At 63.2% G+C, this 23866-nt stretch carries 20 protein-coding genes; 11 read left to right on the forward strand and 9 right to left on the reverse strand.

Features of this window, described 5'->3' with window-relative positions; all coding sequences use genetic code 11:
* Positions 1-429 precede the first annotated feature (429 nt).
* The 5 genes from ATE40_RS23465 to ATE40_RS23485 are packed head-to-tail and all read left to right on the forward strand — an operon-like array spanning position 430 to position 5808.
* Entirely contained in the window at positions 430-837 is a 408-nt protein-coding gene (locus tag ATE40_RS23465; RefSeq protein WP_004933244.1) for an ExbD/TolR family protein, read from the forward strand.
* A 1-nt stretch (position 838) separates the two neighbouring features.
* Positions 839-1585, forward strand: a complete 747-nt coding sequence (locus tag ATE40_RS23470; protein WP_019454929.1) for an energy transducer TonB — start codon at positions 839-841, stop codon at positions 1583-1585.
* 39 nt (positions 1586-1624) lie between these two features.
* Entirely contained in the window at positions 1625-3868 is a 2244-nt protein-coding gene (locus ATE40_RS23475; protein WP_019454930.1) for a TonB-dependent receptor family protein, read from the forward strand.
* A 46-nt stretch (positions 3869-3914) separates the two neighbouring features.
* Positions 3915-4565, forward strand: coding sequence for a MotA/TolQ/ExbB proton channel family protein (locus tag ATE40_RS23480; protein ID WP_019454931.1), 651 nt, complete (start codon positions 3915-3917; stop codon positions 4563-4565).
* On the forward strand, positions 4558-5808 hold the full coding sequence (locus ATE40_RS23485; protein WP_063918090.1) for a phospholipase D-like domain-containing protein: 1251 nt from the start codon (positions 4558-4560) through the stop codon (positions 5806-5808). Before ATE40_RS23480 ends, ATE40_RS23485 begins: the two co-directional genes overlap by 8 nt.
* A 36-nt stretch (positions 5809-5844) precedes the next feature.
* Here the strand turns inward: ATE40_RS23485 and ATE40_RS23490 are convergent, their stop codons facing one another.
* The 4 genes from ATE40_RS23490 to aptA all read right to left on the reverse strand — a co-directional run bounded on the left by ATE40_RS23490 (position 5845) and on the right by aptA (position 11318).
* Positions 5845-6954, reverse strand: coding sequence for a DmpA family aminopeptidase (locus ATE40_RS23490; protein ID WP_063918091.1), 1110 nt, complete (start codon positions 6952-6954; stop codon positions 5845-5847).
* 2 nt (positions 6955-6956) lie between these two features.
* Positions 6957-8333, reverse strand: coding sequence for an APC family permease (locus ATE40_RS23495; RefSeq protein ID WP_063918092.1), 1377 nt, complete (start codon positions 8331-8333; stop codon positions 6957-6959).
* 125 nt (positions 8334-8458) lie between these two features.
* Positions 8459-9967 (reverse strand): CoA-acylating methylmalonate-semialdehyde dehydrogenase, encoded by a 1509-nt coding sequence (locus ATE40_RS23500; protein ID WP_019454935.1) that lies wholly within the window; start codon positions 9965-9967, stop codon positions 8459-8461.
* 10 nt (positions 9968-9977) lie between these two features.
* Positions 9978-11318, reverse strand: coding sequence for an omega-aminotransferase AptA (gene aptA / locus ATE40_RS23505; RefSeq protein WP_063918093.1), 1341 nt, complete (start codon positions 11316-11318; stop codon positions 9978-9980).
* A gap of 135 nt (positions 11319-11453) precedes the next feature.
* On the opposite strand from aptA, the gene ATE40_RS23510 reads away from it, so the two are divergent.
* Positions 11454-12383: a LysR family transcriptional regulator gene (locus ATE40_RS23510; RefSeq protein ID WP_063918094.1), complete on the forward strand. Its 930-nt coding sequence runs from the start codon at positions 11454-11456 to the stop codon at positions 12381-12383.
* 135 nt (positions 12384-12518) lie between these two features.
* Here the strand turns inward: ATE40_RS23510 and ATE40_RS23515 are convergent, their stop codons facing one another.
* Positions 12519-13646, reverse strand: a complete 1128-nt coding sequence (locus tag ATE40_RS23515; protein ID WP_063918095.1) for an iron-containing alcohol dehydrogenase — start codon at positions 13644-13646, stop codon at positions 12519-12521.
* 229 nt (positions 13647-13875) lie between these two features.
* Here ATE40_RS23515 and ATE40_RS23520 point away from each other — a divergent pair, with 229 nt between their 5' ends.
* From ATE40_RS23520 to ATE40_RS23530, 3 genes are all read left to right on the forward strand, one after another.
* Positions 13876-14634, forward strand: coding sequence for a helix-turn-helix transcriptional regulator (locus ATE40_RS23520; protein ID WP_063918096.1), 759 nt, complete (start codon positions 13876-13878; stop codon positions 14632-14634).
* 101 nt (positions 14635-14735) lie between these two features.
* Positions 14736-16037 (forward strand): NAD(P)/FAD-dependent oxidoreductase, encoded by a 1302-nt coding sequence (locus ATE40_RS23525; protein ID WP_063918097.1) that lies wholly within the window; start codon positions 14736-14738, stop codon positions 16035-16037.
* Between the two features lie 18 nt (positions 16038-16055).
* On the forward strand, positions 16056-16421 hold the full coding sequence (locus tag ATE40_RS23530) for a cupin domain-containing protein (protein ID WP_019454941.1): 366 nt from the start codon (positions 16056-16058) through the stop codon (positions 16419-16421).
* A 39-nt stretch (positions 16422-16460) separates the two neighbouring features.
* Here the strand turns inward: ATE40_RS23530 and ATE40_RS23535 are convergent, their stop codons facing one another.
* The 4 genes from ATE40_RS23535 to ATE40_RS23550 all read right to left on the reverse strand — a co-directional run bounded on the left by ATE40_RS23535 (position 16461) and on the right by ATE40_RS23550 (position 20446).
* The gene (locus ATE40_RS23535) at positions 16461-17267 is read right to left on the reverse strand and encodes an alpha/beta hydrolase (protein ID WP_019454942.1); all 807 of its coding nucleotides are present in this window, start codon (positions 17265-17267) and stop codon (positions 16461-16463) included.
* A gap of 94 nt (positions 17268-17361) precedes the next feature.
* A complete protein-coding gene (locus tag ATE40_RS23540; protein ID WP_063918098.1) occupies positions 17362-18474 on the reverse strand; it encodes a class II histone deacetylase in 1113 nt (370 codons plus the stop codon).
* Complete coding sequence (locus ATE40_RS23545; RefSeq protein WP_063918099.1) at positions 18471-19658, reverse strand: MFS transporter; 1188 nt, start codon at positions 19656-19658, stop codon at positions 18471-18473. The genes ATE40_RS23540 and ATE40_RS23545 overlap by 4 nt, the downstream gene beginning before the upstream one ends.
* A gap of 140 nt (positions 19659-19798) precedes the next feature.
* Positions 19799-20446, reverse strand: coding sequence for a helix-turn-helix transcriptional regulator (locus tag ATE40_RS23550; RefSeq protein ID WP_019454945.1), 648 nt, complete (start codon positions 20444-20446; stop codon positions 19799-19801).
* 482 nt (positions 20447-20928) lie between these two features.
* On the opposite strand from ATE40_RS23550, the gene ATE40_RS23555 reads away from it, so the two are divergent.
* Both ATE40_RS23555 and ATE40_RS23560 read left to right on the forward strand, forming a co-directional pair.
* Positions 20929-22641 carry an arylsulfatase gene (locus ATE40_RS23555; protein WP_063918100.1) on the forward strand — a complete coding sequence of 571 codons (1713 nt, stop codon included), beginning with the start codon at positions 20929-20931 and terminating at the stop codon, positions 22639-22641.
* Complete coding sequence (locus ATE40_RS23560; protein ID WP_063918101.1) at positions 22638-23822, forward strand: anaerobic sulfatase maturase; 1185 nt, start codon at positions 22638-22640, stop codon at positions 23820-23822. The genes ATE40_RS23555 and ATE40_RS23560 overlap by 4 nt, the downstream gene beginning before the upstream one ends.
* Positions 23823-23866 lie beyond the last annotated feature (44 nt).

The following is a 23866-nucleotide window of genomic DNA, read 5'->3' on the forward strand; positions in this document are numbered from 1 at the left end:
GAATATTGTTTGGTTATATATGCGAACATTTATTTTCTGTCGATATTTTTATGACAGATATTGAGAATATTCTTGGTTAAAAAGGGCGATATCACTGGAAACGCCGCTGGAAAACTCATCATGCCTTATTGTGGATGGGCTGAGGCGATTTCTCTAAGGGGGGCTTTTTTCCGCCTTTGCCGCGCAGCCCGCTGTGGCTGTCACTATTTTCACATTTCAGGCTCTGCTACCGGTCAGGGAGTACGTCCGTATTGTGATTATTCCATTAAAAACTATAACTAATTAATAAGTTATATCTCTTCCGTTATCTCCTGCCATTGAAAAAATTCTCGCAAAAAATCCACACTGTGAAAATAAGATCACACAAGCGTAACAAAAGGTAAACAAAGCCCTCCTATATTGGCTGCTTCGCTTTTGGGAGGGAGTGTCATGCGTAACTGGAACGAACCGAAAAAGAATAAAGCGCACATCGAACTGATCCCGATGATCGACGTGATGATGTTCTTGTTGGTGTTTTTCGTCTTGATCAGCCTGAACGTCATTCCGGCGCTCGGGTTGAAAACGCAGCTGCCGTCCGCCGGCAGTGCGCAGCAGCTGAAACCGCAGAAGAAGGCGATCATTACGCTGGGGGCTGATGAGCAGCTGCAGCTGGATGGCCAGCCGATCGCGCTCGACGCGTTGGTCAACACGCTCAAGCAACAGCAGCAGGCCAACCAGACCACCACCATCATCGTCAACAGCGATAAAGGCGTGGCGGTCGAGCGGCTGGTGGCGGTCATGGACAACCTGCGCCAGGGCGGTTTCTTCTCCGTCTCCATCGCGACACGGAAGCTGTGACATGTATCTGCTCTATCGCTCACGTCATCTTTTCAGCTGGTTGCCGGCGCTGATTGTCGCCGGTTGCCTGCTGTTCGCCAGCCAGCAGGCGGCGCTGAAGATCCAGCCGCGCTACGACGAAACCGCCATCGAACTGGCGCTGGTGGAGCCTGAACCGGCGCCTGAACCTCAACCGGAAACGCCGCCGGAGCCCCAGCCTGAACCGCCGCCGCCCGAGCCGGAGCCGATTCCCGAGCCGGTGGTGCCGGCGCCGGAACCGATCGTGGAAGCCAAGCCGGTGCCGAAACCGCAGCCGAAACCCAAACCGAAACCGGTAAAAGAGAAAGCCAAACCGGTGGAAAAGCCTAAACCGACGCCGGCGCCAGCCGCGCCGCGCGCGCTGGTCAGCAAACCGGCGGCGCAGCCCGCGCCGGCCGCCCCTGCGGCGCCGAAGGTGAACGCGCAGGCGATTGAAAACGGCTATCTGCTGGCCTTGCGCCGCGAGCTGGAACAGCGCAAGCGCTACCCGACCGGCCGTCAGGCCTCGCTCGAGCGCCCGCAGGGCAACGTCGAGGTGTGGCTGGAGGTCGATCGCAGCGGGCGGGTGCTCTCTTCCGGCATCGCCAACAAGGCCGCCAGCATGCTGCTGAACCGCGCGGCGATGAGCAGCCTGCAAAGCATCAGTTCAGTGAAGCCATTCCCGAGCGACGCGTTCGCCGGGCAAACAACCAAAAGATTTACCGCGACGTTCAATTATCAGGCGCCTTAGCGCAAGAGTTAATCGTTTGATTTTTAAGGGATGCACACCATGAAATCTTTCAATCGTTCTGGGATCTATCTGGCGGTGATGTCGGCGATGCTGCCGGGCGCCGCGCTGGCGGCCGACGCCACCGATGTCGGCACCATCAGCGTCAAGGGGCAGTCGCTCGGCGGCGGCATGATGGTGCAGGACGACAGCGCCAAGGCGCGCTCCACCGTCACCAAAGAAGCGATGGACAAAATGCCGTCGGCGGCCAACGCCATCGATAAGCTGAAATTCACGCCGGGTCTGAACGTCAACAGCAACGACGCCAGCGGCCTGAGCGGCGTGGACTACACCATGCGTGGCATGAACTCGGATCAGATCGGTCTGTCGATGGACGGCATTCCAATCAACGACTCCGGCAACTACGCGGTGTACCCGAACCTGCTGGGCGACGCGGAAAACCTGGAGGAGGTGTTCGTTACCCAGGGCTCCTCCGAAGCGGACGGCCCGCACATCGGCTCCAGCGGCGGCAATATCGGCCTGGTGACGCGCCGCCCGGCGAAAGACTTCGGCGGTTTTCTCAAGCAGACGCTGGGCAGCAACAGCCTGAGCAAAACCTTCGCCCGCCTGGATACCGGCGAGTACAACGGCTTCAGCAACTGGCTCTCCTATTCGCATACCGAGGCGAAGAAATGGCGCGGCGAGGGCCGGCTGTACTCCGACAAGTTCGAGATGAATTCGCTGTACGAAGACGGCAACGGCAACAGCAGCAATCTGGTGATGAAGTACAACCGCCAGAACAACACCAACTACAACACCCTGAGCAAGGCGCAGTTCCAAAACGACGGCCGTGACACCGACTACGCCACCACGCCGGAATACAACAGCAAAGGGCAGTTGAACAAGTACTACAAGATTGAACGCAACCCGTTCGAGAACTTTACGCTGTCGTTCACCCAGAAGCTGCAGCTGCGCGACAACCTGTCGCTGACCCTGCAGCCGTATTACTACTGGGGCAACGGCGGCAGCTTCACCGGCCAGACGGCGTCGGTGCTGTCCAACACCTCTAGCAAGGCCGGGCAGTACGATCTCAGCAATCTGAAGTCCAACACCTATTACCGCCCGTCGTGGACCCAGACCTGGCGACCGGGCATCACCACCAAACTGAAATGGGACATTAACGATCAGCACAGCCTGGATATCGGCTACTGGTATGAACGCGCGCGTCAGCTGCAGACCCAGCCGTTCATCAGCATCAAGGGCGACGGCAACCCGTCGCAGATTTGGGGGCAGCCGGGCGGTTCCGATCAGGTGAAAGACGCCAACGGCAATACCGTGCAGGGGCGCAACCAGTACACCATCACCCCGGCGCAGAAGGTGTGGCTGCAGGACACCTGGTTCGCCACGCCGGACTGGACCTTCGTCGGCGGCCTGGCCTATCAGTACGTGGAGCGTAAAGGGGACAACCGCGGTAGCCTGTACAACGTGCCGGAGAAGCGCAAAGCCACCTATCATGAATTCCTGCCGAACTTCAGTGCCAGCTATAAGGTGAACCAGGAAAACCAGGTGTTCTATAACCTGACGCGCAACATGCGCACGCCACCGAACTACGTGCTGTACAACGTCGGCGATTCGCTCAGCACCAAGCCGGAGCTGAGCTGGAACCACGAGCTGGGCTGGCGTTTCCAACAGGAAGACATGCTGCTGAGTGCCACGCTGTTCTACATGCGCTACAGCGATCGCCAGATCTCCACCACCAACTCGTCGGGCGACTACGAGATGATGAACATCGGCAACGTGGAGAACAAAGGGCTGGAGCTGGAGTGGAGCGGCCAGCTGCCGCATAACTTCAACTACTACACCTCTTATACCTATACCCAATCGAAGCAGAAGAGCGACATCGTCAGCAACGGCGGGCTGCCGCTGCCGACCTCCGGCAAAGAGGTGCCGAACGTGCCGAAAAACCTGCTCAACATGACGCTGGGTTATGACGACGGGCTGTATTACGGCAGCGTCAGCGGCAAGTACGTCAGCGCGTTCTACGGCGACTTGACCAACGACGAGAAGATCGGCGGCCGCACGGTGTTCGATCTGGCGGCGGGGGTGCATCTGCCGGTGGACAAAAAAATCGTCAAAAGCGCCGCGCTGCGCTTTGGCATCAGCAACCTGTTTGACAAGGAATACCTGACCTCGGTGCGCACCACCACCTTCAACGCGGCGCCTTACGGCGGCGTGAAGGCCAGCACCCCGTATTACAACGTCGGCGAAGAACGCACCTTCAGCGTCTCGCTGGAAGCCACCTTTTAACTGAACGCCCTGCCGCCTGCCGGGCGGCGGGGCAGAGGAGCCCTGTATGGACGCCAATCTGTTGCACGACATTATTTTCTACGTGATGTACGCCGCGCTGGCGATCGCGCTGGTGATCATCATCGAACGCACGCTGTACTTCGCCTATACCCAGCGCCAGGCGCGCCGGCTGGAGCAGGCGCTGACGCCGGACGTGCGCCGCGCGGCCGATCTGCCGGACGAGCTGACCCAGCGCAACAGCCTGCCGATGGCGGTGATCGCGCCGGTGCTGGCGCAGAAACACCGCGCCGGCGATCGCGAGGCGATCGGCGATCTGATCGACGCCCAGTATCTGCTGAGCAAGCCGCCGATGGCGCGCGGCCTGTGGCTGCTGGAAACCGTGGTCACCGCCGCGCCGTTGCTGGGGCTGCTGGGCACGGTGATGGGGATCATCGAAACCTTCAAGGCGCTGGCCGCCTCGGGCGTCTCCGAGCCGAGCCTGGTGTCGGCCGGGATGGGCACCGCGCTGTACGCCACAGGTCTCGGTATCGCCATCGCGCTGCTGTGCCTGGTGGCCAACAACTTCCTGCAGAGCCGCATGGAGCGCATCAACGAGCTGCTGAAGGTGCTGCTGATCCGCGCCGGTCAACCGGCCAGCCGCCCGGAGAGCGGCAGCGGTGAACAATGGGTTGACAGCGGGGCGCCGCGCTATGCCTAATGGCCATCCAACACGGCGGCCGTTCGGCCGCCTTTATACGGCATTGTGGGGCGGTTGTTTGTTGATGTTGAGCCAGAGCGCTGCGGCGCGTTTTGCGATTCCCGGTTATGAGCTGGTGTATACCGCACCGGTAGAAACTGCGCTGCAGGCCGACGACCTGCGCAACACCGCCGAGGTGTGGCGCGAGATGTTCGACGCGGCGAAAACCCGCATCGATCTGGGGCAGTTTTACGTGGCGAATCAGGACGGCTCCTTGCTGGACGGCGTGCTGCAGCGCCTGAAGGCGGCCGGTGAGCGCGGGGTGAAAATCCGTTTCCTGATGGAGGAGAAAGGCATCCGCAACTCCACCGCCGAGACGCTGGAACAGCTGAAGGCGATCCCCAATCTGGAGCTGCGCATCATTCCTTACCAGAAGCTGAGTGGCGGCATCCTGCACGCCAAGTATCTGCTGGTGGACGGCGAACAGGCGTTTGTCGGCAGCCAGAACTTCGACTGGCGCGCGCTGGAGCATATTCACGAAACCGGGCTGCGTATCAGCGACGCCAAGGTGGTGGGGCAAATTCAGGCGATCTTCGAACAGGACTGGCAGGCGCAGGCGCTGCTGGCGCAGGATAAACCGGTGCCGGCGCTGCCCGATGCGCCGCCGACCGCGCCCCCGCAGGGCGACTATCTGGTGGCCAGCCCGCGCGCCTACAACCCGGCAGGGGTGATCGACTCGCAGGCTGAGCTGCCGCGCCTGCTGGCCGGCGCCAAGCGGCGGGTGCGGGTGCAGGTGATGGATTACGCGCCGCTGTCTTTCGGTCCGGAGCGCAGTCGTCCCTTTTATGCGGTGATCGACAACGCGTTGCGCGGCGCGGCGGCGCGCGGGGTGCAGATCGAGCTGATGGTGGCCAACTGGAACACCAAAAAGCCGGACATCGCCTGGCTCAAGAGCCTGGCGCTGGTGCCGAACGTGCAGATCAAAGTGGTGACCATTCCCCCGGCCAGCAGCGGTTTCATTCCGTTTGCCCGGGTGATCCACAGCAAGCTGATGACCATCGACGATGAGATTGCCTGGGTGGGCACCAGCAACTGGACCGGCGGCTATCTGGACAACTCGCGCAATCTGGAGCTGGTGTTGCACAATGCGACGATGAGCGGGCGGTTGGACCAGCTGTATCAACAGCTGTGGAACAGCGTCTACGCCGAGCCGTTGAAGCTGGATTACGATTACCCGACGCCCAAGCCGGGCGGCGAATCCTGATAAGCAGGGCGCGGTTAATCCCCGCGCCCCGTTTTTTTATCGCCGCCAGCCGGCCTTCTCCAGCGCCGTCACCAGCTGTTCGGCGCTCAGCCCTTCCGCCCGATGGCCGTTGCCGCTGACGCTATTGGCCGCCAGCAGCGCATTGACGATCGCTTCCTCTACCGCTTCCGCCGCCGCGGCGAACAGCGCCGAAATATAGTCGTTGTTCACCATGCGCAGCGGCGTGGTGAAAGCGCCTTTATTGGCGTAGTCGGCGGGCGGCAAGCCGTCGTTTCCGGTGGCGAAGGCGATAAAGATATCGCCGCTCGAATCTTCGGTGCCGCCGCCGGTGCGGGCGATGCCGATGCTGGCGCGCTGCGCCAGGCGCGCGCACTGGTGCGGCAACAGCGGCGCGTCGGTCGCCAGCGCCACGACGATGGAGCCCATGCCGGGATGCGGCAGCTGCGGCGTGAACGGCGAGGGGATATGCCCCAGATGGCGGCCCACCGGGTAACCGCCCACCAGCAGCGACTCGCGCTTGCCGTGGTTGGCCTGCACGATGGCGCCCACCGTCCAGCCGCCCTGATCGGCGGGCAGGCGGCGCGACGCGGTGCCGCTGCCGCCTTTGAATTCATGGCAGATCATGCCGCTGCCGCCGCCGACCGCGCCTTCCTGCGGCAAGCCGCCCCGGGCCGCCTGCTGCGCCTGGCGCACGTGCTCGGCCTTGACGTGAAAGCCGTTGATGTCGTTGAGCAGGCCATCGAAGGTTTCCATCACCACCGGCATATTCCAGTACACCGCGTGGTCGCCCGCGGGCAGCGTTTCGCGTTCCAGCGCGATCAGCGCATCGCGCACCACGCCCACGCTGTGGGTGTTGGTGAAGGCGATCGGGCTGGTCAGCAGGCCCGCTTCGCGTACCCATTCCAGGCCGGTGGCGTCGCCGTTGCCGTTCAACACGTGCACGCCGGCGAAGCAGGGCGCGTGGCGGGCGGAGCCGGGGCGCGGTTCGATCACCGTCACGCCGGTGCGCACGCTGCGCCCGTCCGCCAAATCGGCATGAATGCTGGCATGGCCGACGCGCACGCCGGGCACGTCGGTGATGGCGTTCAGCGGGCCGGGCGTGCCCTGGCCGATGGTGATGCCCAGATCCTGAGCGCGCTGCGTCATGGTTATTCTCCTTCTATTGAGGGGGCGGCGAGGGGCGCCGTCTGGCGGCCGCGCAGATGGTTCAGCGCCAGCCCGAAGCCGACGATGCCGGCAATGATAATAAAGTCTTTCAGGCTGCTGGCGATCAAAATCGTCCACAGCACGTACAGGCAGCACAGCAGCGCCGCCAGTACCGGCAGCGGCCACAGCGGCATCAGGTAAGGATGGTGGAAGTGGCGGCGGCGGCGGCTGATCAGCGCCGCGATCGCCATGATGATGTACACCAGCAGCAGCAGGATCACGGTGAAGGAGGTCAGCGATTCGAGATCGGAGCAAAACGCCAGCAGCGCCGACGGCACGCCGAACAGCAGGGTGGCGATCCAGGGTGTACCGAAGCGCGGATGGATGATTTTCAGCGCCCGGTTGAACGCCGGCAGCCAGAAACCGTCGCGCCCGCTGGCGAACATCATGCGGCTGAATTGCGCCACGATGGCGATGATGGCGTTGAACACCGACAAGTAAATCGCGCCACTCACTATCCGCGCCAGCGTCGGGCCGCCGAGCTGGGTGACCACATAGCCGACCGGGTCGGCCTGTTTGGCCATCTCCGTCAGCGACGGCGAGCCGATCAGCAGGGCGGTGAACGGCACCAGTTCCACCAGCACCACGATGACCAGCGTCAGCATGATCGCCATCGCCATCGGTCTGCCCTGTTCGCGCATGTCCTCCGCCATGTACACCGCCGCGCCGTAGCCGTTGTAGGAGAACAGCGCGACCCCGACCATCGCGACGATCAGCGGCAGCGACACCGGCGCCAGGCTGCCATGCGCATCCAGCATCACCGGCGCGGTGAGGATCTCCGTGCTCTGATGCGGGTGGCTGAAGCCGAGCCAGGCGATCAGCGCCAGCACCGCTACTTCCACCACCAGGAAAGCGCCGGTCAGCAGGGCGTTGGCCTTGATGTTGAAAATGGCGCAGATGCCGCCGACCAGCACGGTGAGCATGCCGGCGGTCGAGGCGTCGAATTGGGTGCCCAGCGCGGTGTTCAGGTAGGGCACCGCGCCGGTGGCCAGCACCGCCGGCACGAACAGCGAGGCGCTGAGGATAAACAGGTAGGTCTGCAGCCCGCACAGGGTGCCGAACAGGCGTTTGATGATGCTGTATTCGCCGCCGGCGCTGGGGTGTGCGGCGCCGAGCTCGGCATAGCACAGCGCGATGGTGGCGGCGACGCAGGCGGCGATCAGGAACGACAGAAAGGCGCCACTGCCGGCGCTGGCGATCGCCAGCGGGGCGATGACGAAGATCGAACTGGCCGGCGTCACGCCGGACGCGGTGATCATCACCACGTCGAGGACGCTGAGATTGCCTTTGAAGGTGTGTTCAGGGGCGGACTCTTGCATGGTTAACGACTCCATTAACGTGTGAGTGAGTTATTGTTTTGCTGCACAGGCTGTACGCAGGAATCAAATGGAGCGCGCGAAATGCCGGGGAGCTTTGCTCCCCGGAAGTTTATTGTTCTTATGTGTTACCCCTGCCCCGACGGGAAGCTGAAGCTGGCGCGCCGGGCGTCGCCGGAAGCCGGCCAGCGCTGGGTCACGGTCTTGCGTTTGGTGTAGAACCTGACCGCGTCCGGGCCGTAGGCGTGCAGATCGCCGAACAGCGAGCGCTTCCAGCCGCCGAACGAGTGGTAGGCCACCGGCACCGGCAGCGCCACGTTGATCCCCACCATGCCGACCTGAATGCGGCTGGAGAAGTAGCGCGCCGCTTCGCCGTCGCGGGTGAACAGGCAGGTGCCGTTGCCGTATTCGTGGGCGTCGATCAAGGCCATCGCCTCCTGCAGCGAAGCCGCGCGCACCACGCCGAGCACCGGGCCGAAAATCTCCTCCTGATAGATGCGCATGCCGGGCGTCACGCGGTCGAACAGCGTCGGGCCGAGGAAGTACCCCTGGCTGGGGCGGCCGTCGGCGTCCGTCACGCTCAGCTCGCGGCCATCCACCAGCAGCTCGGCGCCTTCGGCCACGCCCTGATCGATATAGCCTTTCACCTTCTGATAATGCTGCCGGGTCACCAGCGGCCCCATGTCGTTGCGATTATCGCTGCCGGGGCCGACGCGCATGGCGGCCATCTGTTGCCGCAGCCCGGCGACCAGCGCCTCGGCGGTGCCTTCACCCACCGCCACTACCAGCGGAATGGCCATGCAGCGCTGGCCGCACGAGCCGAAGGCTGCGCCCATCAGCGCGCCGACCGCGCCGGGGATATCGGCGTCCGGCAGCACCACCGCGTGGTTCTTGGCACCGCCCAGCGCCTGTACCCGTTTGTTCTGCGCGCAGCCGGTGTGATAAATGTGTTCCGCCACCGGCGTCGAACCGACGAAGCTGATCGCTTTGACGCGCCCGTCATGCAGCAGCGTCTCCACCGCTTCGCGATCGCCGTTGACCACGTTGAGCACCCCCGGCGGCAGCCCGGCCTCCGCTGCCAGCCGCGCGATATACAGCGCGGCGGAGGGCACGCGCTCGGACGGCTTCAGCACGAAGGTGTTGCCGCATGCCACCGCCATCGGCCACATCCACAGCGGCACCATCGCCGGGAAGTTGAACGGCGTGATGCCCGCCACCACCCCCAACGGTTGAAACTCGCTCCAGCTGTCGATGCCCGGCCCCGCCTCTTTGCTGTGTTCACCCTTCAGCAGCTCCGGCACATAGCTGGCGTATTCGATATTCTCGATGCCGCGCTGCAGTTCGCCCAGGGCGTCGCTGAGCACCTTGCCGTGCTCGGCGGTGATCAACTGGCAGACGGCGTCGGCGTGCTGCTCCAGCAGATCCTTGAGCTTCATCATGATGCGCGCGCGTTTCAGCGGCGGGGTGTCGCGCCAGGCGGGATAGGCCTGTTCGGCGGCGGCGATGGCGCGCTCCACCGTGGCGCGGTCGGCCAGCTGCACCTCCTGCGCCGATTGGCCGGTGGCCGGGTCGTAAACCGGCTGGCTGCGTTCGCCGCCGGCGGCGGGCTCGCCGTTGATCCAATGGGTAATGGTCATGGTTCTCTCCTTATTCGGTGGCGTTGAGGGCGTCGCCCACGGCGTTGATCAACGCGTCGATCTGCGCTTCGCTGCTGATGAACGGCGGCGCCAGCTGCAGAGTGTCGCCGCCGTAGCGCACGTAAAATCCGCTTTCCCAGCAGCGCATCGCCGCCTCGAAGGGGCGCCGCGCCGGTTCGCCGGGCCGCGCCGCCAGCGTGATGCCGGCCGCCAGGCCGATATTGCGAATGTCGGCGACGTGTTTGGCCCCCTGCAGACTATGCACCGCGCGCTCGAAATAGGGCGCCAGCGCCTGCACGCGCTCCACCATCTGTTCGCGCTGCAGGATGTCCAGCGTCGCCAGCGCGACCGCGCAGCTGACCGGATGGGCGGAGTAGGTGTAGCCGTGCGGGAATTCGAGCTGGTAGTCCGGTTCGCCGCTGTCCATGAAGGTGCGGTAGATCTCCGGCCGCACCACCACCGCGCCCATCGGCTGCGCGCCGTTGGTCACCTGTTTGGCGATGTTCATGATGTCCGGCGTGACGCCGAACGCCTCGGCGCCGGTCATCGCGCCGCAGCGGCCGAAGGCGGTGATCACTTCGTCGAAGATCAGCAGAATGTCATGTTGGGTACAGATCTCGCGCAGGCGCTGCAGGTAGCCGACCGGCGGCACGATCACCCCGGCGGAACCGGAGAAAGGTTCGACGATCACCGCGGCGATCGTCGAGGCGTCGCGCAGCGCGATGATGCGGCTGAGCTCATCCGCCAGCTCCGCCCCCTGTTGCGGCATGCCGCGCGAAAAGGCGTTGCCGGCCAGCAGGGTGTGCGGCAGGTGATCCGCCTCGGCGCCGGCGCCGAACGCCTTGCGGTTGCCGGCGATGCCGCCGACCGAGATGCCGCCGAAGTTAACGCCGTGGTAGCCCTTTTCCCGGCCGATAAAGCAGGTTTTGCCCGCTTGGCCCTTGGCGCGCCAGTAAGCGCGTGCCATTTTCAGCGAGGTGTCCGCCGCTTCCGAGCCGGAGCCGGTGAAGAACACGTAATCCAGCCCTGCCGGCGTCAGTGCCTTGATCTTGTTGGCCAGTTCGAACGACAGCGGATGGCCGAACTGAAACGCCGGCGAGTAATCCAGCGTCGCCAGTTGGCGCTGGGCGGCGGCGGTGATTTCCTGCCGGCCGTGCCCCAATCCGCAGCACCACAATCCGGACAGGCCATCGAAAATCTTTCTGCCGTCGTGGCTGGTGTAATACGCCCCTGCGGCCTGAGTAATGATGCGCGGCTGCGCTTTAAAATTGCGGTTGCCGGTAAAAGGCATCCAATGGGCCTCTAATCCTTCGGCATCGAGACGATTCAGCGGGTAATTTTCAGCGGCCATGTTTTCCTCCGGACAGGAAAATAAGTGCGATTAATTAAATAAAACGAGTTGTTAACGAATTGTTGTGCGAAATTGACTATGTACCGCTTGTTCTCTACTGTGAATAATCATATGTCGAAACTTACTTAAGGTTTTATGCAAGTAAAAAAGCGCGCGTTGTTAGGGCAATTGTCGGATATGGATCTGCGTTTGCTGCGGGTATTCAAGGCCGTGGTCGACTGTGGCGGCATGAGCGCCGCCGAACTGGAGCTGAACATCAGCCTGTCGACCATCAGCAAGCACATCAAGGATCTGGAGCAGCGGCTGGGCTTGACGCTGTGCCAGCGCGGGCGCGAGGGCTTTGCGGTCACCGACGAGGGGCTGTTGATCTACCAGGAAACGGTCAACCTGCTGGCGGCCACCGAGGCCTTCCGGCGCGGGGTGGACGAGGTGCATCAGCGCATGGGCGGGCAGCTGCACGTGGCGATATTCGACCATACGGTCAGTAATCCGCAGGCGCAGATCGGCCGGGCCATCGCGTTATTCAGCGAGCGCGCGCCGGAGGTTTCTTTGCAAATGTATGTGGAGCCGATTAATACCATTGAACGCGGCGTTATTGACGGGCAATTTCAGGTTGGGGTTATTCCCATGCACCGCAGCGCAGAAAGTTTATCTTATCATTCGTTATTCAGTGAGAGGATGTTCTTATATTGCGGCGCGCAGCATGAATTATTTTCCGCCCGTCATGAAACATTAAATTGGGATCTGCTGCACAATTATGCCTTCGCCGGATTAGGCTATCATTCGCCGAATATGGAACTGAGCCTGCAGCAACATTTGCATCGCAAGGCGACGGGATTTGCGCAGGAATCGATAGCGACGTTAATTCTGTCCGGCAAATACGTCGGCTTTTTGCCCGATCACTACGCGGCGTTTTTTGTGGCGCAGAACCTGATGCGGGCGATCAAACCGGCGCTGTTCCGCTATCACTGCGAATACTCCTGCGTGCTGCGCCGCTCGCCGGTACCGCAGCGGGTGGTGAAGCTGTTCCATGAGTGCCTGCTGGCGGCCCACGGAACAGCGTGACGCTTACTGCTCTTTCTTCTTGCCGAAGATTCTGATCAGCGCGCCGACCAGGATGCCGACCGCGATGCCGGCGAAGATCCAGCCGATGATGCCCATTTCCTTAACTCCTGCTAGTGCGTTGATCTGATTATATAATCATTCGACGCGAAACGCCTCTTCGATCATCCGTTGCCGCTGCGCCGGCGCATAGTCGATCCAGGAATTCTTGCTGTTGGATTTCTCCAGCGCCACCGCCAATTCCTGGCCGGAAATCGGCAAATCGTCCTGCCAGAACGGCGCGATGGCGTGACGGGTGATGAAATCGGTCAGGTAGCTCTCCGGGCTGCCCTGCCAGTGCGGATACAAGCACGCGGCCAGCTCGGCCATCAGCGCGCGCTGCTGCGGCTGTTCGCTGCTTTCCAGCAGGGCGAGGAACGGCAGCAGCAGGCGGCCGCAGACCTGGCCGTGATGGTAGTCGCGCAGTGCGCCGATCTCGCCGGCGATGCCGTGAATGACCCCCAGCCCGGCGGCGCTCAGCGTCAGCCCCCCGAGGTACGAAGCTTGCATAATCGCTTCGCGCGCCGCGTTGCTGCGGTTGAGCGCCGGCCAGGCCGAAAGGAAGTGGCGGATGCCGCTTAACGACATGTCGCGCGTCATGGCACCGGCGGTTTTCGACAGATAGGCCTCGAACAGGTGGGTGAAGGCGTCGATGGCGCAGTAGGCCAGCACCTTGTCCGGGGCGCCCGCCAGCAACTGCGGATCGAGAATGGCGGTATGCGGCACGAAGTTGTTATGGCGCAGCGAGGCCTTCACTTTGCTGACCTGGGTGTCGGTGATCACCGCGTTCTGCGTCACCTCGCTGCCGGTGCCGGCGGTGGTAGGAATGGCGATCAGCGGCAGGGTGGCGCCGCTGATTTTACTGTCGCCCACCTTTTCCATATAGCGCAGCGTCGGCAGCGGGTGCTCCACCAGCGCGGAGAACGCCTTGGCGGCGTCCAGCACGCTGCCGCCGCCGATGGCCACCACGCGCCGCACCTGGCCGCGCCAGCGCGCCACCCAGGCGTCTATTTCCTGCGGCGACGCCTCGTGGCTGACGATCTCAGTGCCGATGAACAGCGGCGTCAGCGACTCGCGCAGGCCGGCGTACACCGGGCCGTTGAGAAAAGAGCGGCAGCTGAACAGCAGCGTCGGCTGCGGATCGGCCAGCAGCAGCGGCGGCAGCTGTTGGATGCTGCCGTGGCCGAACCAGGTCTGGCGGTTGGCGATGATGTGGCTGACGGACATGAGGTCTCCTTGACGGCGTTGCGGGGCGCGATGCCACAGCATAAGCCAGCGGGCGCGGAGCGGCCACCGCTTTCCCCGCCGTGGCAACCTGTGAGTTGTTTAACATGTAAACGATCTCGTTCTTGCATTTCGGCGCGCCGGATGCTTTTTTTAACAGTACCGGCCGTCATGCGGCCAACCCCATCCGAAATCGGTAGATTGTTAATGTATTAATAATGGCGAGGCGGGTATGGATATTCAGGTTGAACGCTTGTCTGCGGTGATCGATGCGGTGGCCAGCCCGCGTTTTTATCCCAGCCTGCTGAACTGGCTGGAAGGGTTTTTCGCCTTCGACAACGCCATCGTCTATGCCTTCGAACGCGGCCGGCCGCCGCGCTGCCTGATCAAAACCGAGCGGGAAAACAGCGACGCGGTCAACCAGATCTACCAGCAGGGCGCCTATCTGCAGGATCCGTTTTACCGCGCGCTGAACGACGGCGGCGAAGGCGAGGTGCTGACGCTGCGTCAGCTGGCGCCCTGCGGGTTTTATCACAGCGACTATTACCGTAACTTTTATCGCAAGACCGGCTGGCACGACGAGGCCGGGGTGCTGCTGCAATTGACGCCGGAGCGCGGGCTGGGCGTGTTCTTTGGCTCGGCGCGCCGCACGGTGGCGGTGCGCTACCCGCAGCGGGCGGATCTGCGCAGCGCGCTGACGCTGGTGAAAAGCGTGGCGCGGCTGCACGGTGAGGTGGTGGCGGCGCCGGCCGATGCCGCGACGGTGAACGACGACGGCGCGCAGGCGCGCTATCTGCTGACGCCGCGCGAGCGCGAGATCGTCGATCTGATCCTCGCCGGCTGCGGTTCGCAGCAGATCGCCGACCGGCTGTTCATCAGCCTCGGCACGGTAAAAAATCACCGCAAGAACATCTACGGCAAGCTGAACATCGGCTCGCAGGCCGAACTGTTCAGCCTGCTGCTGACCGCACCGCAGCGGCGCAGCGCGTGAATGTTAATTTTTTGTAGCGAATGTCCCTAAGGGGACATAGCGGCACGGCTGCTGCCTCCCGATAATCCGATGTCATGGCATAGGCAATCGGGAGTGCGGCAGTGAACAACGAAATCGAGTCCTTAACCTACTACGCGGCGACCAAAAAATACGATCTGCGCTTCCCGACGCTGGAAGAGGATCTGGACGTCGACGTGGTGATCATCGGCGGCGGCTTCTCCGGTATCAACACCGCACTGGAGCTGGCAGAGAAGGGCATCACCAACATCGCCATCCTCGAAGGCCGCTATCTGGGCTACGGCGGCACCGGACGCAACGGCGGCCAGGTGATGGCCGGCATCGGCCACGATCTGGAGAAGATCAAACGCCACGTCGGCCCGTCTGGGCTGGAAACCATCTTCAAGATCAGCAACCTCGGCGCCGGCATTATCCGCGAGCGCATCAAGAAATATGACATCGACGCCGACTTCTGCTTCGGCTACGGCTATCTCGGCAGCAACGCGCGCCAGGAGAAGACCCTGCGCGGATGGCTGAAGGAGTTCAGGGCGGTGGCGCCGGACGAAGAGATCGAGCTCTACACCGGCGCGGAGGTGAAGCAGGTGGTGGGCTCCGACGCCTATACCTGCGCGCTGAAACACATGGGCGGTGGCCATGTGCATTCGCTCAACCTGTTGCTGGGCGAGGCCAAGGCGCTGAGCGGCTACGGGGTGAAAATCTTCGAGAACAGCAACGTGCTCAACGTGGAATACGGGCCGCGCATCACGGTGCGCACCGCCATGGGCTCGGTGCGCGCCAACAAGATGCTGTGGGCCTGCAACGGCTTCCTCAACGGCATGGAACCGCAGATCTACCGCAAGACTATCAACACCTACGCTTTCCAACTGGCCACCGAGCCGCTGTCTGACGATCTGATCCGTCAGATCAGCCCGATCCGCGGCGCCTACAGCGACATTCGCCCGGTGATCGACTATTACCGGGTGACCAACGAAAACCGGCTGCTGTTCGGCAGCGCCACTCGCCTGATCGAATATTTCCCGTCGGATCTCAAGGCCTGGAACCGCAACCTGATGCTGAAGGTGTTCCCGTACCTGAAAGACGTGAAGATCGATCTGGCTTGGGGCGGCCCGCTGTGCTGCAGCGCCAACCTGTTCCCGCAGATCGGCACGCTGCCGGATCGCGACAACGTGTTTTACGTGCAGGGCTACTCCGGCTTCGGCGTGACGCCGAGCCACATCGTGTGCAAGGTGCTGGCGGAGGGCATGAGTGAAGGATCCGATCGTTACGATCTGATGAGCTCGATCCCGCACGTCAACATCTTCGGCAAGGACAAGCTGCGGCGAGTGATGACCACCGCCGGTAAGGTTTGGCACCAGACATCCGGCTATTGGAAAGGCCGCCGTTAATCCTCAGAGGAGAATGACATGAAACCGTTACTGCTTAAACAACCGCTGCCGGAACTGCTGGAGATCGGCAGCGTCAGCAACCTGGGCGCCACGGTGATCGCCGGCACGCCGACCGTCGGCGTGGCCAGCATCTTCGGCGAGCCGACCGACAATCTGAACTGTGGCGTGTTCAGCTGCACCCGCGGCAGCTTCGTGATGGAATATCCGTTCGCCGAGCACGCCACGGTGTGGGAAGGCAGCGCCACCCTGACCAACGAGCGCACCGGCGAGTCGGTGCAGTACCAGGCCGGCGACTCCTGGTTCGTCGAGAAGGGCACCCCGGTGCGCTGGGACATCACCTCGGATCGCTTCGTCAAACACTATCTCGCCATCGTCGAGGGCTGACGCCGCCATGCCCCCCTCAGCCCGCTGAGGGGGAGCGCCTTAACCTAACGCCCGCGCAATAAAGTCGCTTACCCGCTTGAGGATCTGATCCTTATTGGTTTCGTTAAAGCTCTCGTGCCGCCCGCCCGCATTGATCATCCGTTCGAAATCGTCGCCCCGCAGGCGATCGAGCGCGGTTTGCGTTTCGCTCATCAGCACCAGCCGATCGTCGTCGCCGTGGATCCACAGCGTAGGCAGCGCGCCGAACCCCGGCCCGGCGTTGATGGCGGCGAGGATCCGTTGCATGGCGCGCAGGGTGGGGCGTTTGAACGGCCCGTGCCACACCAGCGGATCTTCCTGATACGCCGCGCCAACCGCCGGATCGCGTGCCAGGGTGGCGGTATCCAGCGGCGCGTCGGGGATCGTCGGCAACTCTGCCAGATCGGAGATCGCCGTTCTGTCGCCGAGCAGCGGGCCGGACAGCACCAGCGCGCTCACCTCCTCGGCGTGGCGCTGCGCGTAGCGGGTGGCGATCATGCCGCCCATCGAGTGGCCGATCACCACCAACGGCAGCGTCGGATACTGTTGGCGAAGATGCTCGACCACGCGCTGAACGTCGTCGACGACGGCGTCATAATCCTCGATCAGCACGCGCTCGCCCTGTGACAGGCCGTGGCCCAGATGATCGGGGCCGAATACCCGCGCCCCCTGCGCCTGCAGCGTGCGCGCCACGTATTGATAGCGGCCGAGATGTTCGCCGTAGCCGTGCACCAGCAGCGCCAGATAGCGCGGCTTGTCGTTTCCCCAGTCATGCAAGGCGATGTCGCCGTGGCGGCCTTTGATAAAGCTGACGGTTTGTTCGGGCATGTTATTGTTCTCATAGTGGTAGGGTTGCCCTTCAGCGTAGCGGTTGGCGGCGAGGTTGTCAGGGGCGCCGGATGCGGCGCCCGCAGAGAGGACATTACAGACCGAACTGGCGCGCCAGTTCGTCGAGCGCTTCGCGCTGGAAGCGATTGAAGGCGTCGCGCGGCTGCTGTTGCTGGATGAACGCCAACAGCGGATCCTGCACTTCAGTGCGCACGCCGCTCAGCTGCTCCATCACCGCCAGCCCGCAGAACGGCACGTAGGATTCGGCGTAGCCGCCTTCATGCACCATCACCAGTTTGCCGCCGCACAGCCGGTCGGCGGCGTCTTGCACCAGCGCGGTCATGGCGCGGAAGCTGTCGCTGTGCAGCTGCATGCGCGCCAGCGGATCGAGCGCGTTGGCGTCGTAGCCGCAGGCGACGATGATCAGCTCCGGCTCGAATTTTTCCAGCGCCGGGATGACGATGCGCCGCATGGCGTGCAGGTAGCCGTCGTCGCCGGCGCCGGCCAGCATCGGCACGTTGACGTTGCAGCCCGCCCCGGCGCCTTCACCGCGATCCCGTTCGCCGGAATAGCCCGCCGGGAAGCAGCCGTCCTGATGCAGCGACAGCGTCAGCACGTCGCCGCGCTGCCAATAGATGTGCTGGGTGCCGTTGCCGTGGTGCACGTCCCAGTCGAGCACCGCCACCTTGCCGAGGCCGTAGCGGGCCTTGGCGCGCTCGATGGCGATGGGAATATTGGCCAGGAAGCAGAAGCCCATCGATTGATCCGGCAGGCAGTGGTGGCCCGGCGGGCGCGACAGCGCATAGGCGTTATCCAGCTCGCCCTGCAGCACCGCTTCCACCGCCGCGCAGGCCAGCCCGGCGGAGAGTTTGGCGATTTCATAGCTGCCCGGCCCCAGCGGCGCCTCTTCCCCCAGCAGGCCGCCGCCGCTGTCGCTCACCTGTTTGAAGCGCTGCAGATAGTGGGCGGGGTGGATGCGCAGCAGGTCTTCTTCCGTCGCCGGTTCGGCGCTCAGCAGGGTGAGCTGGCGCGACAGGCCGGACACGTCCATCAGGTTCTTCATGCGCCGTTTGGTTTCCGGCGATTCGGCGTGGCCGGCGCCCGAAGGCGGTTGCACCCAGCCGCCGACCGGCAGGGTGGTGGCGTGCAGGCCGGTGCTGTGCCAGAAACAGCGTTCATCAAACAAGAAACCGGTTGTTCTTTTCACCTTTCTCCTCCTGTTATACGGCGCGGTGTGCGCGGTGAAGCCAGCGAAATCAACAGTAGCGACAGCAGCGCGCAGCCCAGCGCGCCGAACAGCAAGGCGTTGAAACCGCCGGAAGATTCGATCAGATAGCCGGCCAGCGTCGGGCCGATGGCCATGCCACCGCCGATCACCAGGTTGATGCCGTTCATCAGCTTGCCGTCGTTATCCAACCCGGCGACCCGCGCGAGAATGAATGGCAGCACGAAGGTCCAGGTGAATTTGAACAGCAGGGCCGCCAGGGCGAAGCGCAACAGCAGGGGCTGGCCTGTCAGCAGCGCCACGCTGGCCAGTAGCAGGGCGTAACCGAGCACGATCAGGCGTCCGCCGCCGAAGCGCGCGCCGATCATCGCCGCGGCCCCCGCGCCGACGATGCCGAGCAAGGTGGCGACGGCCAGCACCTGGCCGCTGTGGGCCGGCGACAGCCCGGCGCCGGCGGCGATGCCGCCGATGAAGGTCCAGACCGCGCTCAGGCTGATGTAAAAGGTCAGCACCGCCAGCACGGCGCACAGCTTGCGCGACAGCGAAGCAGCGGGGCCGCTGCGGGCGGCGCGGGCGGCGGTGAAGCCGCTGGGAAACGCCGGGATGAGCGGCAGGCAGCACAGCATGATGGCCGCCAAAATCAGGTAGACCGCCATCAGGCCGAAGTGCGCGAACAGCGGCGGCAGCACCAGCAGCCCGACCGCGCCCAGCACCAGCTGGCCGAGCACCCAGAAGGCATACACCCGGCTGGGATTGGCGGTGCCGGCGGCGCAGGTGATGCACAGGATCATCAGGGTGCCGCCCGCCAGCGAGGCGATAAAGCGCAGTGGCAGCAGCAGGGTGAAGTCCTGCACCAGCGCCGAAGCCAGGTTGCCGGCGATAAACACCAGCGCCGACAGCGTAGCGACCCGTCGCCAGTTGATGCGCCCGATCCACCACCACGCCGGCAGCGTGGCCAGGCTCATGGCGCCGAGTTCGGTGGAAAACAGGTGGCCAATCTGCGCCGGGCCGAGCTGCCACTGTGCGGCGAGCTGGGCGGCCACGGCGGGGGCGGTCATCAGAATGCCCGGCGCGATGGCGGCGAAGACGATAATGGCGGTCAACAGCCGCGGCGGGCAGGGGAGCGCCGCGCCGACGGCGGGCGCGGAAACCGAATCACTGGACATAAAGCTTATTCCCCAAGCGTTGAGTGACGATGAAATATCCCGCCAGGCCCGATTGCGGGCAGGGGGAGGCCGCGCCATAGATGGCGAATACGTTCTGACGTTATTTTCCGGACGCCGGCGACGGCGGCCGTTATCGGGCGTTAACCGTGGGCGAGAAAGCCGCTGGCGACCAGTTCGGTGCGATTCACCACGTCGGTTTTGGCGAAAATATTGCGCATATGGGTTTTCACCGTAGACAGCGAAATGCCCAGTTTCAGGGCGATGCGCTTATTGCTGGCGCCTTCGCGCACCATATTGACGATCTCTTGCTCTTTGGCGGTCAGCATCTGCGCCTCGCTGTCGGGCAGCAGATCGCGCGTCGCCAGCTCGATCAGCGGCAGCACCGCGCGCAGGCGGCCGCGCTCCACTTCGGTGAACGGCGTATCGCGGATCAACGACACCCCGGCGACGATGCGCTTACGCTGGCGGATGAAAATCTCCGTCATGTCGCGCATGTCGTTCGGCAGCATAAAGTCGTGGTAATAGCGGCGGTTGCCGGCGATCGCCGCCGGGCTCATGCCGACCATGGTGATGTCCTGGCGATGGAAATTGGCCGGCTGCAGCGGGTCTATCTGTTGGAAGTGGTTCAGGTACTGCTGATGCGTTTTATCGGGCATGCCGTGCAGGATGTAGTGATCCGGCCGCAGGTTGCGATCGACCAGATAAAACACCCCGGCGGAGACCGGGATCAGGTGCGTAATGGTCGCCAAACAGCTGTTGATAAAGGCATCGGATGCGGTGCTGTGCATGATTCGTGTTCCTCCCTTTATCGTTCAATCTGGAGAATGTTGGCGGTCAATATATGAACGATACAAGCATAGTTGTAGCAATTTAGCAACACAATAAAAACATATTAACAACGTGAGGCTGATTGCAATAAAACACATAAATAACAAGATGACACTGCGTTAATCAGGGCTTTTTCATTCGGATTTATCGCGATTTTCATTAATAGGTTAATGAAATAGTTCACCGCTTTTCTCGCTGAATTTACAGCGCTTTTCAATGCCTGCCCGGGGGAAGCCCTCGCCGCCCTGCGCGTGCTACAGCCGCTGCTGTCGTCGCCGTCCCTCGTTCTTAAGAACGATAGCCAGGCTTTTCCGCCGCTTTCTACACTGCGAATTGAAGATAGCGCCAGGCGGCACCAAACGTATAAGACGAAAAAATGATGACCTTTCTCGGGCTGAGGCGTCGGGTTGTTCAGTCCGCATGACCATACAGGGGACGGACGATGCAGAAAAAAACGTTGGCGGTGGCGTTGAGCGGCGCCTTATCGGGCCTGGCGCACGGGGCGGACGCCGATCGCCCCAATGTGCTGATCATTCTGGTGGACGACATGGGCTACTCCGACATCAGCCCGTTCGGCGGCGAGATACCGACGCCCAACCTGCAGGCGCTGGCCGAACGGGGCGTGCGCATGAGCCAGTACTACACCTCGCCGATGTCGGCGCCGGCGCGTTCGATGTTGATGACCGGCAACACCAATCAGCAGGCCGGCATGGGCGGCATGTGGTGGTATGAAAGCACCGCCGCGCAGCCGGGGTATGAAATGCGCCTGACCGACCGCGTGACCACGCTGCCGGAGCGTTTTCGCGACGCGGGCTACGCCACCATGATGGCGGGCAAATGGCATCTGGGCTATGTCGACGGCGCCAAACCAACCGATCGTGGCTTTGAGCGTGCCTTCGCCTTTATGGGCGGCGGCACCAGCCATTTCGACGACGCGAAACCGCTGGGCACCGTGGAGGCGTTCCATACCTTCTACACCCTGAATGGCAAGCGCGTGTCGCTGCCCAAAGATTTCTATTCCAGCAAGGCCTATGCCGACCAGCTGGAACGGTGGATCCGCGAGACACCGCAGAGCAAGCCGATCTTCGCCTATCTGGCCTTTACCGCGCCGCACGATCCGCTGCAGGCGCCGGATGACTGGATCGCCAAATTTGACGGCAAATACGACGCCGGCTATCAGCTGGCCTATCAGCAGCGCATTCAGCGCCTGAAAGCGTTGGGATTGATTTCCGATCGCACGCCGATGCCGACGCTGGCGCTGGATAAGGCCTGGAACGCGCTGACGCCGGAACAGCAAAGATATGAAGCCAAGACCATGCAGGTGTACGCGGCGATGATCGCTTATATGGACGATCAGGTCGGCGCGGTGTTGAACACCCTGAAGCAGACCGGCCGCGACCAAAATACGGTGATCGTGTTCGCCACCGACAACGGCGCCAACCCCGCCAGCGGCTTTTACTACGGCTCGAAGCCGGAGTATTGGCGGCAGTTCGACAACAGCTACGCCAACCTCGGCCGCAAGGGATCGTTCATCTCTTACGGGCCGCACTGGGCCAACGTCAGCAATGCGCCGTACGCCAACTACCACAAGACCACCAGCGCGCAGGGCGGCATCAACACCGATTTCATCATTTCCGCGCCAGGGTTGAAGGGCCGCGGCGGTATCGATCGCACGCCGATGGCGGTGTATGACATCGCGCCGACGCTGTACGACTATGCCGGCATCGACGCCAATAAACCGCTGAAGGCCAAGCCGACGCTGCCGATGGTCGGCGTCAGCTTCAAACGCTATTTCAGCGGCGAGGCCGACGGCGTGCCGCGCGCGACCTACGGCGTGGAGCTGCATAACCAGGCCGCCTACGTGGATGGCGTCTGGAAGCTGCGGCGGTTGGTGAAGGCCGGGCCGACGGCGCAGATGGCGCCGTGGGGGCTGTTCAACCTGCATGACGATCCGCTGGAGACGCGCGATCTGGCCGCCGCCGACCCGGAGCGGGTCAAACGGCTGAGCGAGGCGTATCGCCGCTTTGCGCAACAGAGCATGGTTATTGAAGCCAAAGGTGCAGCGATCGACTATCTCGGCGTCGACGCCAACACCGGCGACTACATCGGCCTGCATCCGCAGACCCACAAACCGTTGCCACAGGCGGCGCCATGAACCTGGCCCAGCTGCGCGCGCAGCAGATCCCGGTAGAGAGCGAACCGCGCGCGGCGGCGCCTTTTCACCTGCTGGTGAAACCGATCGGTGCCGGCTGCAACCTGGGCTGCCGCTACTGCTACTACCCGCAGCGCCAGCAAGCGCGGACGCGCAAGATGGACGACGACTTGCTGGCGGAGTTTATCCGCGGCTACATTGCCGCCCAGCCGCGCCACAGCCGCGAGATCAACTTCGTCTGGCAGGGCGGAGAGCCGCTGTTGGCGGGGATCGGTTTTTACAAGCGGGCGCTGGCGTTGCAGCGCCGCTTTGCGCCGCCGGGTGTGCGGATCAGCAACAGCCTGCAGACCAATGGCACCCTGCTGAACGATGCCTGGTGCCGGCTGTTCCGGCAGCATCAATTCATCATCGGCGTCAGCCTGGACGGCGATCGCGAGGTGCAGGACGCCCATCGGCCGGACAAGCGCGGCGGCGCCAGCTATGACGCCGCGCTGCGCGGCATCGCGCTGCTGCAGCGCCATCAGATCGACTTCAACCTGCTGATGGTGGTGCACGACGGCGTCGCGGACCGCGCCGAGGCGATCTACGATCATGCGGTGGCGATCGGCGCGCGCTATCTGCAGTTTCAGCCGCTGATGCTGGAAGGGGACGCGCCCGCCGCGGGTTACGGGCTGAGCGCCGCCAACTGGGGGCGTTTCATGCTGGCGGTGTATCGCCGCTGGCGCAGCCGCGGGCACGTCGGCCAGGTGTTTGTGATGAACATCGAACAGGTCTACGCGCAGTATTTCACTCACGTCAGCCCCAGCTGCGTGCACGCCGAACGCTGCGGCGGCAATCTGGTGATGGAGCCGGACGGTCGCCTCTACGCCTGCGATCACCTGATCAATGCGCAGCACCTGCTCGGCCATGCCGATCGGCAGACGCCGCTCGCCACCCTGGCGGCAAAGGCGGTGGAGATGCCGTTCGGCAAGAACAAAAGCCTGCGCCGCGAGTGCCAACGCTGCAGCGTGAAAAGCGTCTGCCAGGGCGGCTGCCCGGCGCATGTGGGCGAAGATCGCTACAACCGGTTGTGCGCCGGCTATTACGCCTTCTTTTCCGCGTTGCTGGCGCCGCTGCTCGCCTACCCGCGCAGCCCGCAGGGGGCGATGCAGTGGCGCGCCGCCGTGAGCGCGGCCGCAGGTTGAAAGCGTCTCGTCCTTAAGGACGATAGTCAGCATTTTCCTTTCCT

The organism is Serratia surfactantfaciens, assembly GCF_001642805.2.
Classification (GTDB): Bacteria; Pseudomonadota; Gammaproteobacteria; order Enterobacterales; family Enterobacteriaceae; genus Serratia; species Serratia surfactantfaciens.

Bases quoted from the DNA above. Each gene is read 5' to 3' on its own strand.
- ATE40_RS23465 (WP_004933244.1), top strand. From the start codon at position 430: ATGCGTAACTGGAACGAACCGAAAAAGAATAAAGCGCACATCGAACTG.
- ATE40_RS23520 (WP_063918096.1), top strand. From the start codon at position 13,876: ATGGATATTCAGGTTGAACGCTTGTCTGCGGTGATCGATGCGGTGGCC.
- ATE40_RS23485 (WP_063918090.1), top strand. From the start codon at position 4,558: ATGCCTAATGGCCATCCAACACGGCGGCCGTTCGGCCGCCTTTATACG.
- ATE40_RS23555 (WP_063918100.1), top strand. From the start codon at position 20,929: ATGCAGAAAAAAACGTTGGCGGTGGCGTTGAGCGGCGCCTTATCGGGC.
- ATE40_RS23550 (WP_019454945.1), bottom strand. From the start codon at position 20,446: ATGCACAGCACCGCATCCGATGCCTTTATCAACAGCTGTTTGGCGACC.
- aptA (WP_063918093.1), bottom strand. From the start codon at position 11,318: ATGGCCGCTGAAAATTACCCGCTGAATCGTCTCGATGCCGAAGGATTA.
- ATE40_RS23495 (WP_063918092.1), bottom strand. From the start codon at position 8,333: ATGCAAGAGTCCGCCCCTGAACACACCTTCAAAGGCAATCTCAGCGTC.
- ATE40_RS23535 (WP_019454942.1), bottom strand. From the start codon at position 17,267: ATGCCCGAACAAACCGTCAGCTTTATCAAAGGCCGCCACGGCGACATC.
- ATE40_RS23545 (WP_063918099.1), bottom strand. From the start codon at position 19,658: ATGTCCAGTGATTCGGTTTCCGCGCCCGCCGTCGGCGCGGCGCTCCCC.
- ATE40_RS23475 (WP_019454930.1), top strand. From the start codon at position 1,625: ATGAAATCTTTCAATCGTTCTGGGATCTATCTGGCGGTGATGTCGGCG.
- ATE40_RS23490 (WP_063918091.1), bottom strand. From the start codon at position 6,954: ATGACGCAGCGCGCTCAGGATCTGGGCATCACCATCGGCCAGGGCACG.
- ATE40_RS23510 (WP_063918094.1), top strand. From the start codon at position 11,454: ATGCAAGTAAAAAAGCGCGCGTTGTTAGGGCAATTGTCGGATATGGAT.
- ATE40_RS23530 (WP_019454941.1), top strand. From the start codon at position 16,056: ATGAAACCGTTACTGCTTAAACAACCGCTGCCGGAACTGCTGGAGATC.
- ATE40_RS23480 (WP_019454931.1), top strand. From the start codon at position 3,915: ATGGACGCCAATCTGTTGCACGACATTATTTTCTACGTGATGTACGCC.
- ATE40_RS23560 (WP_063918101.1), top strand. From the start codon at position 22,638: ATGAACCTGGCCCAGCTGCGCGCGCAGCAGATCCCGGTAGAGAGCGAA.
- ATE40_RS23500 (WP_019454935.1), bottom strand. From the start codon at position 9,967: ATGACCATTACCCATTGGATCAACGGCGAGCCCGCCGCCGGCGGCGAA.
- ATE40_RS23515 (WP_063918095.1), bottom strand. From the start codon at position 13,646: ATGTCCGTCAGCCACATCATCGCCAACCGCCAGACCTGGTTCGGCCAC.
- ATE40_RS23470 (WP_019454929.1), top strand. From the start codon at position 839: ATGTATCTGCTCTATCGCTCACGTCATCTTTTCAGCTGGTTGCCGGCG.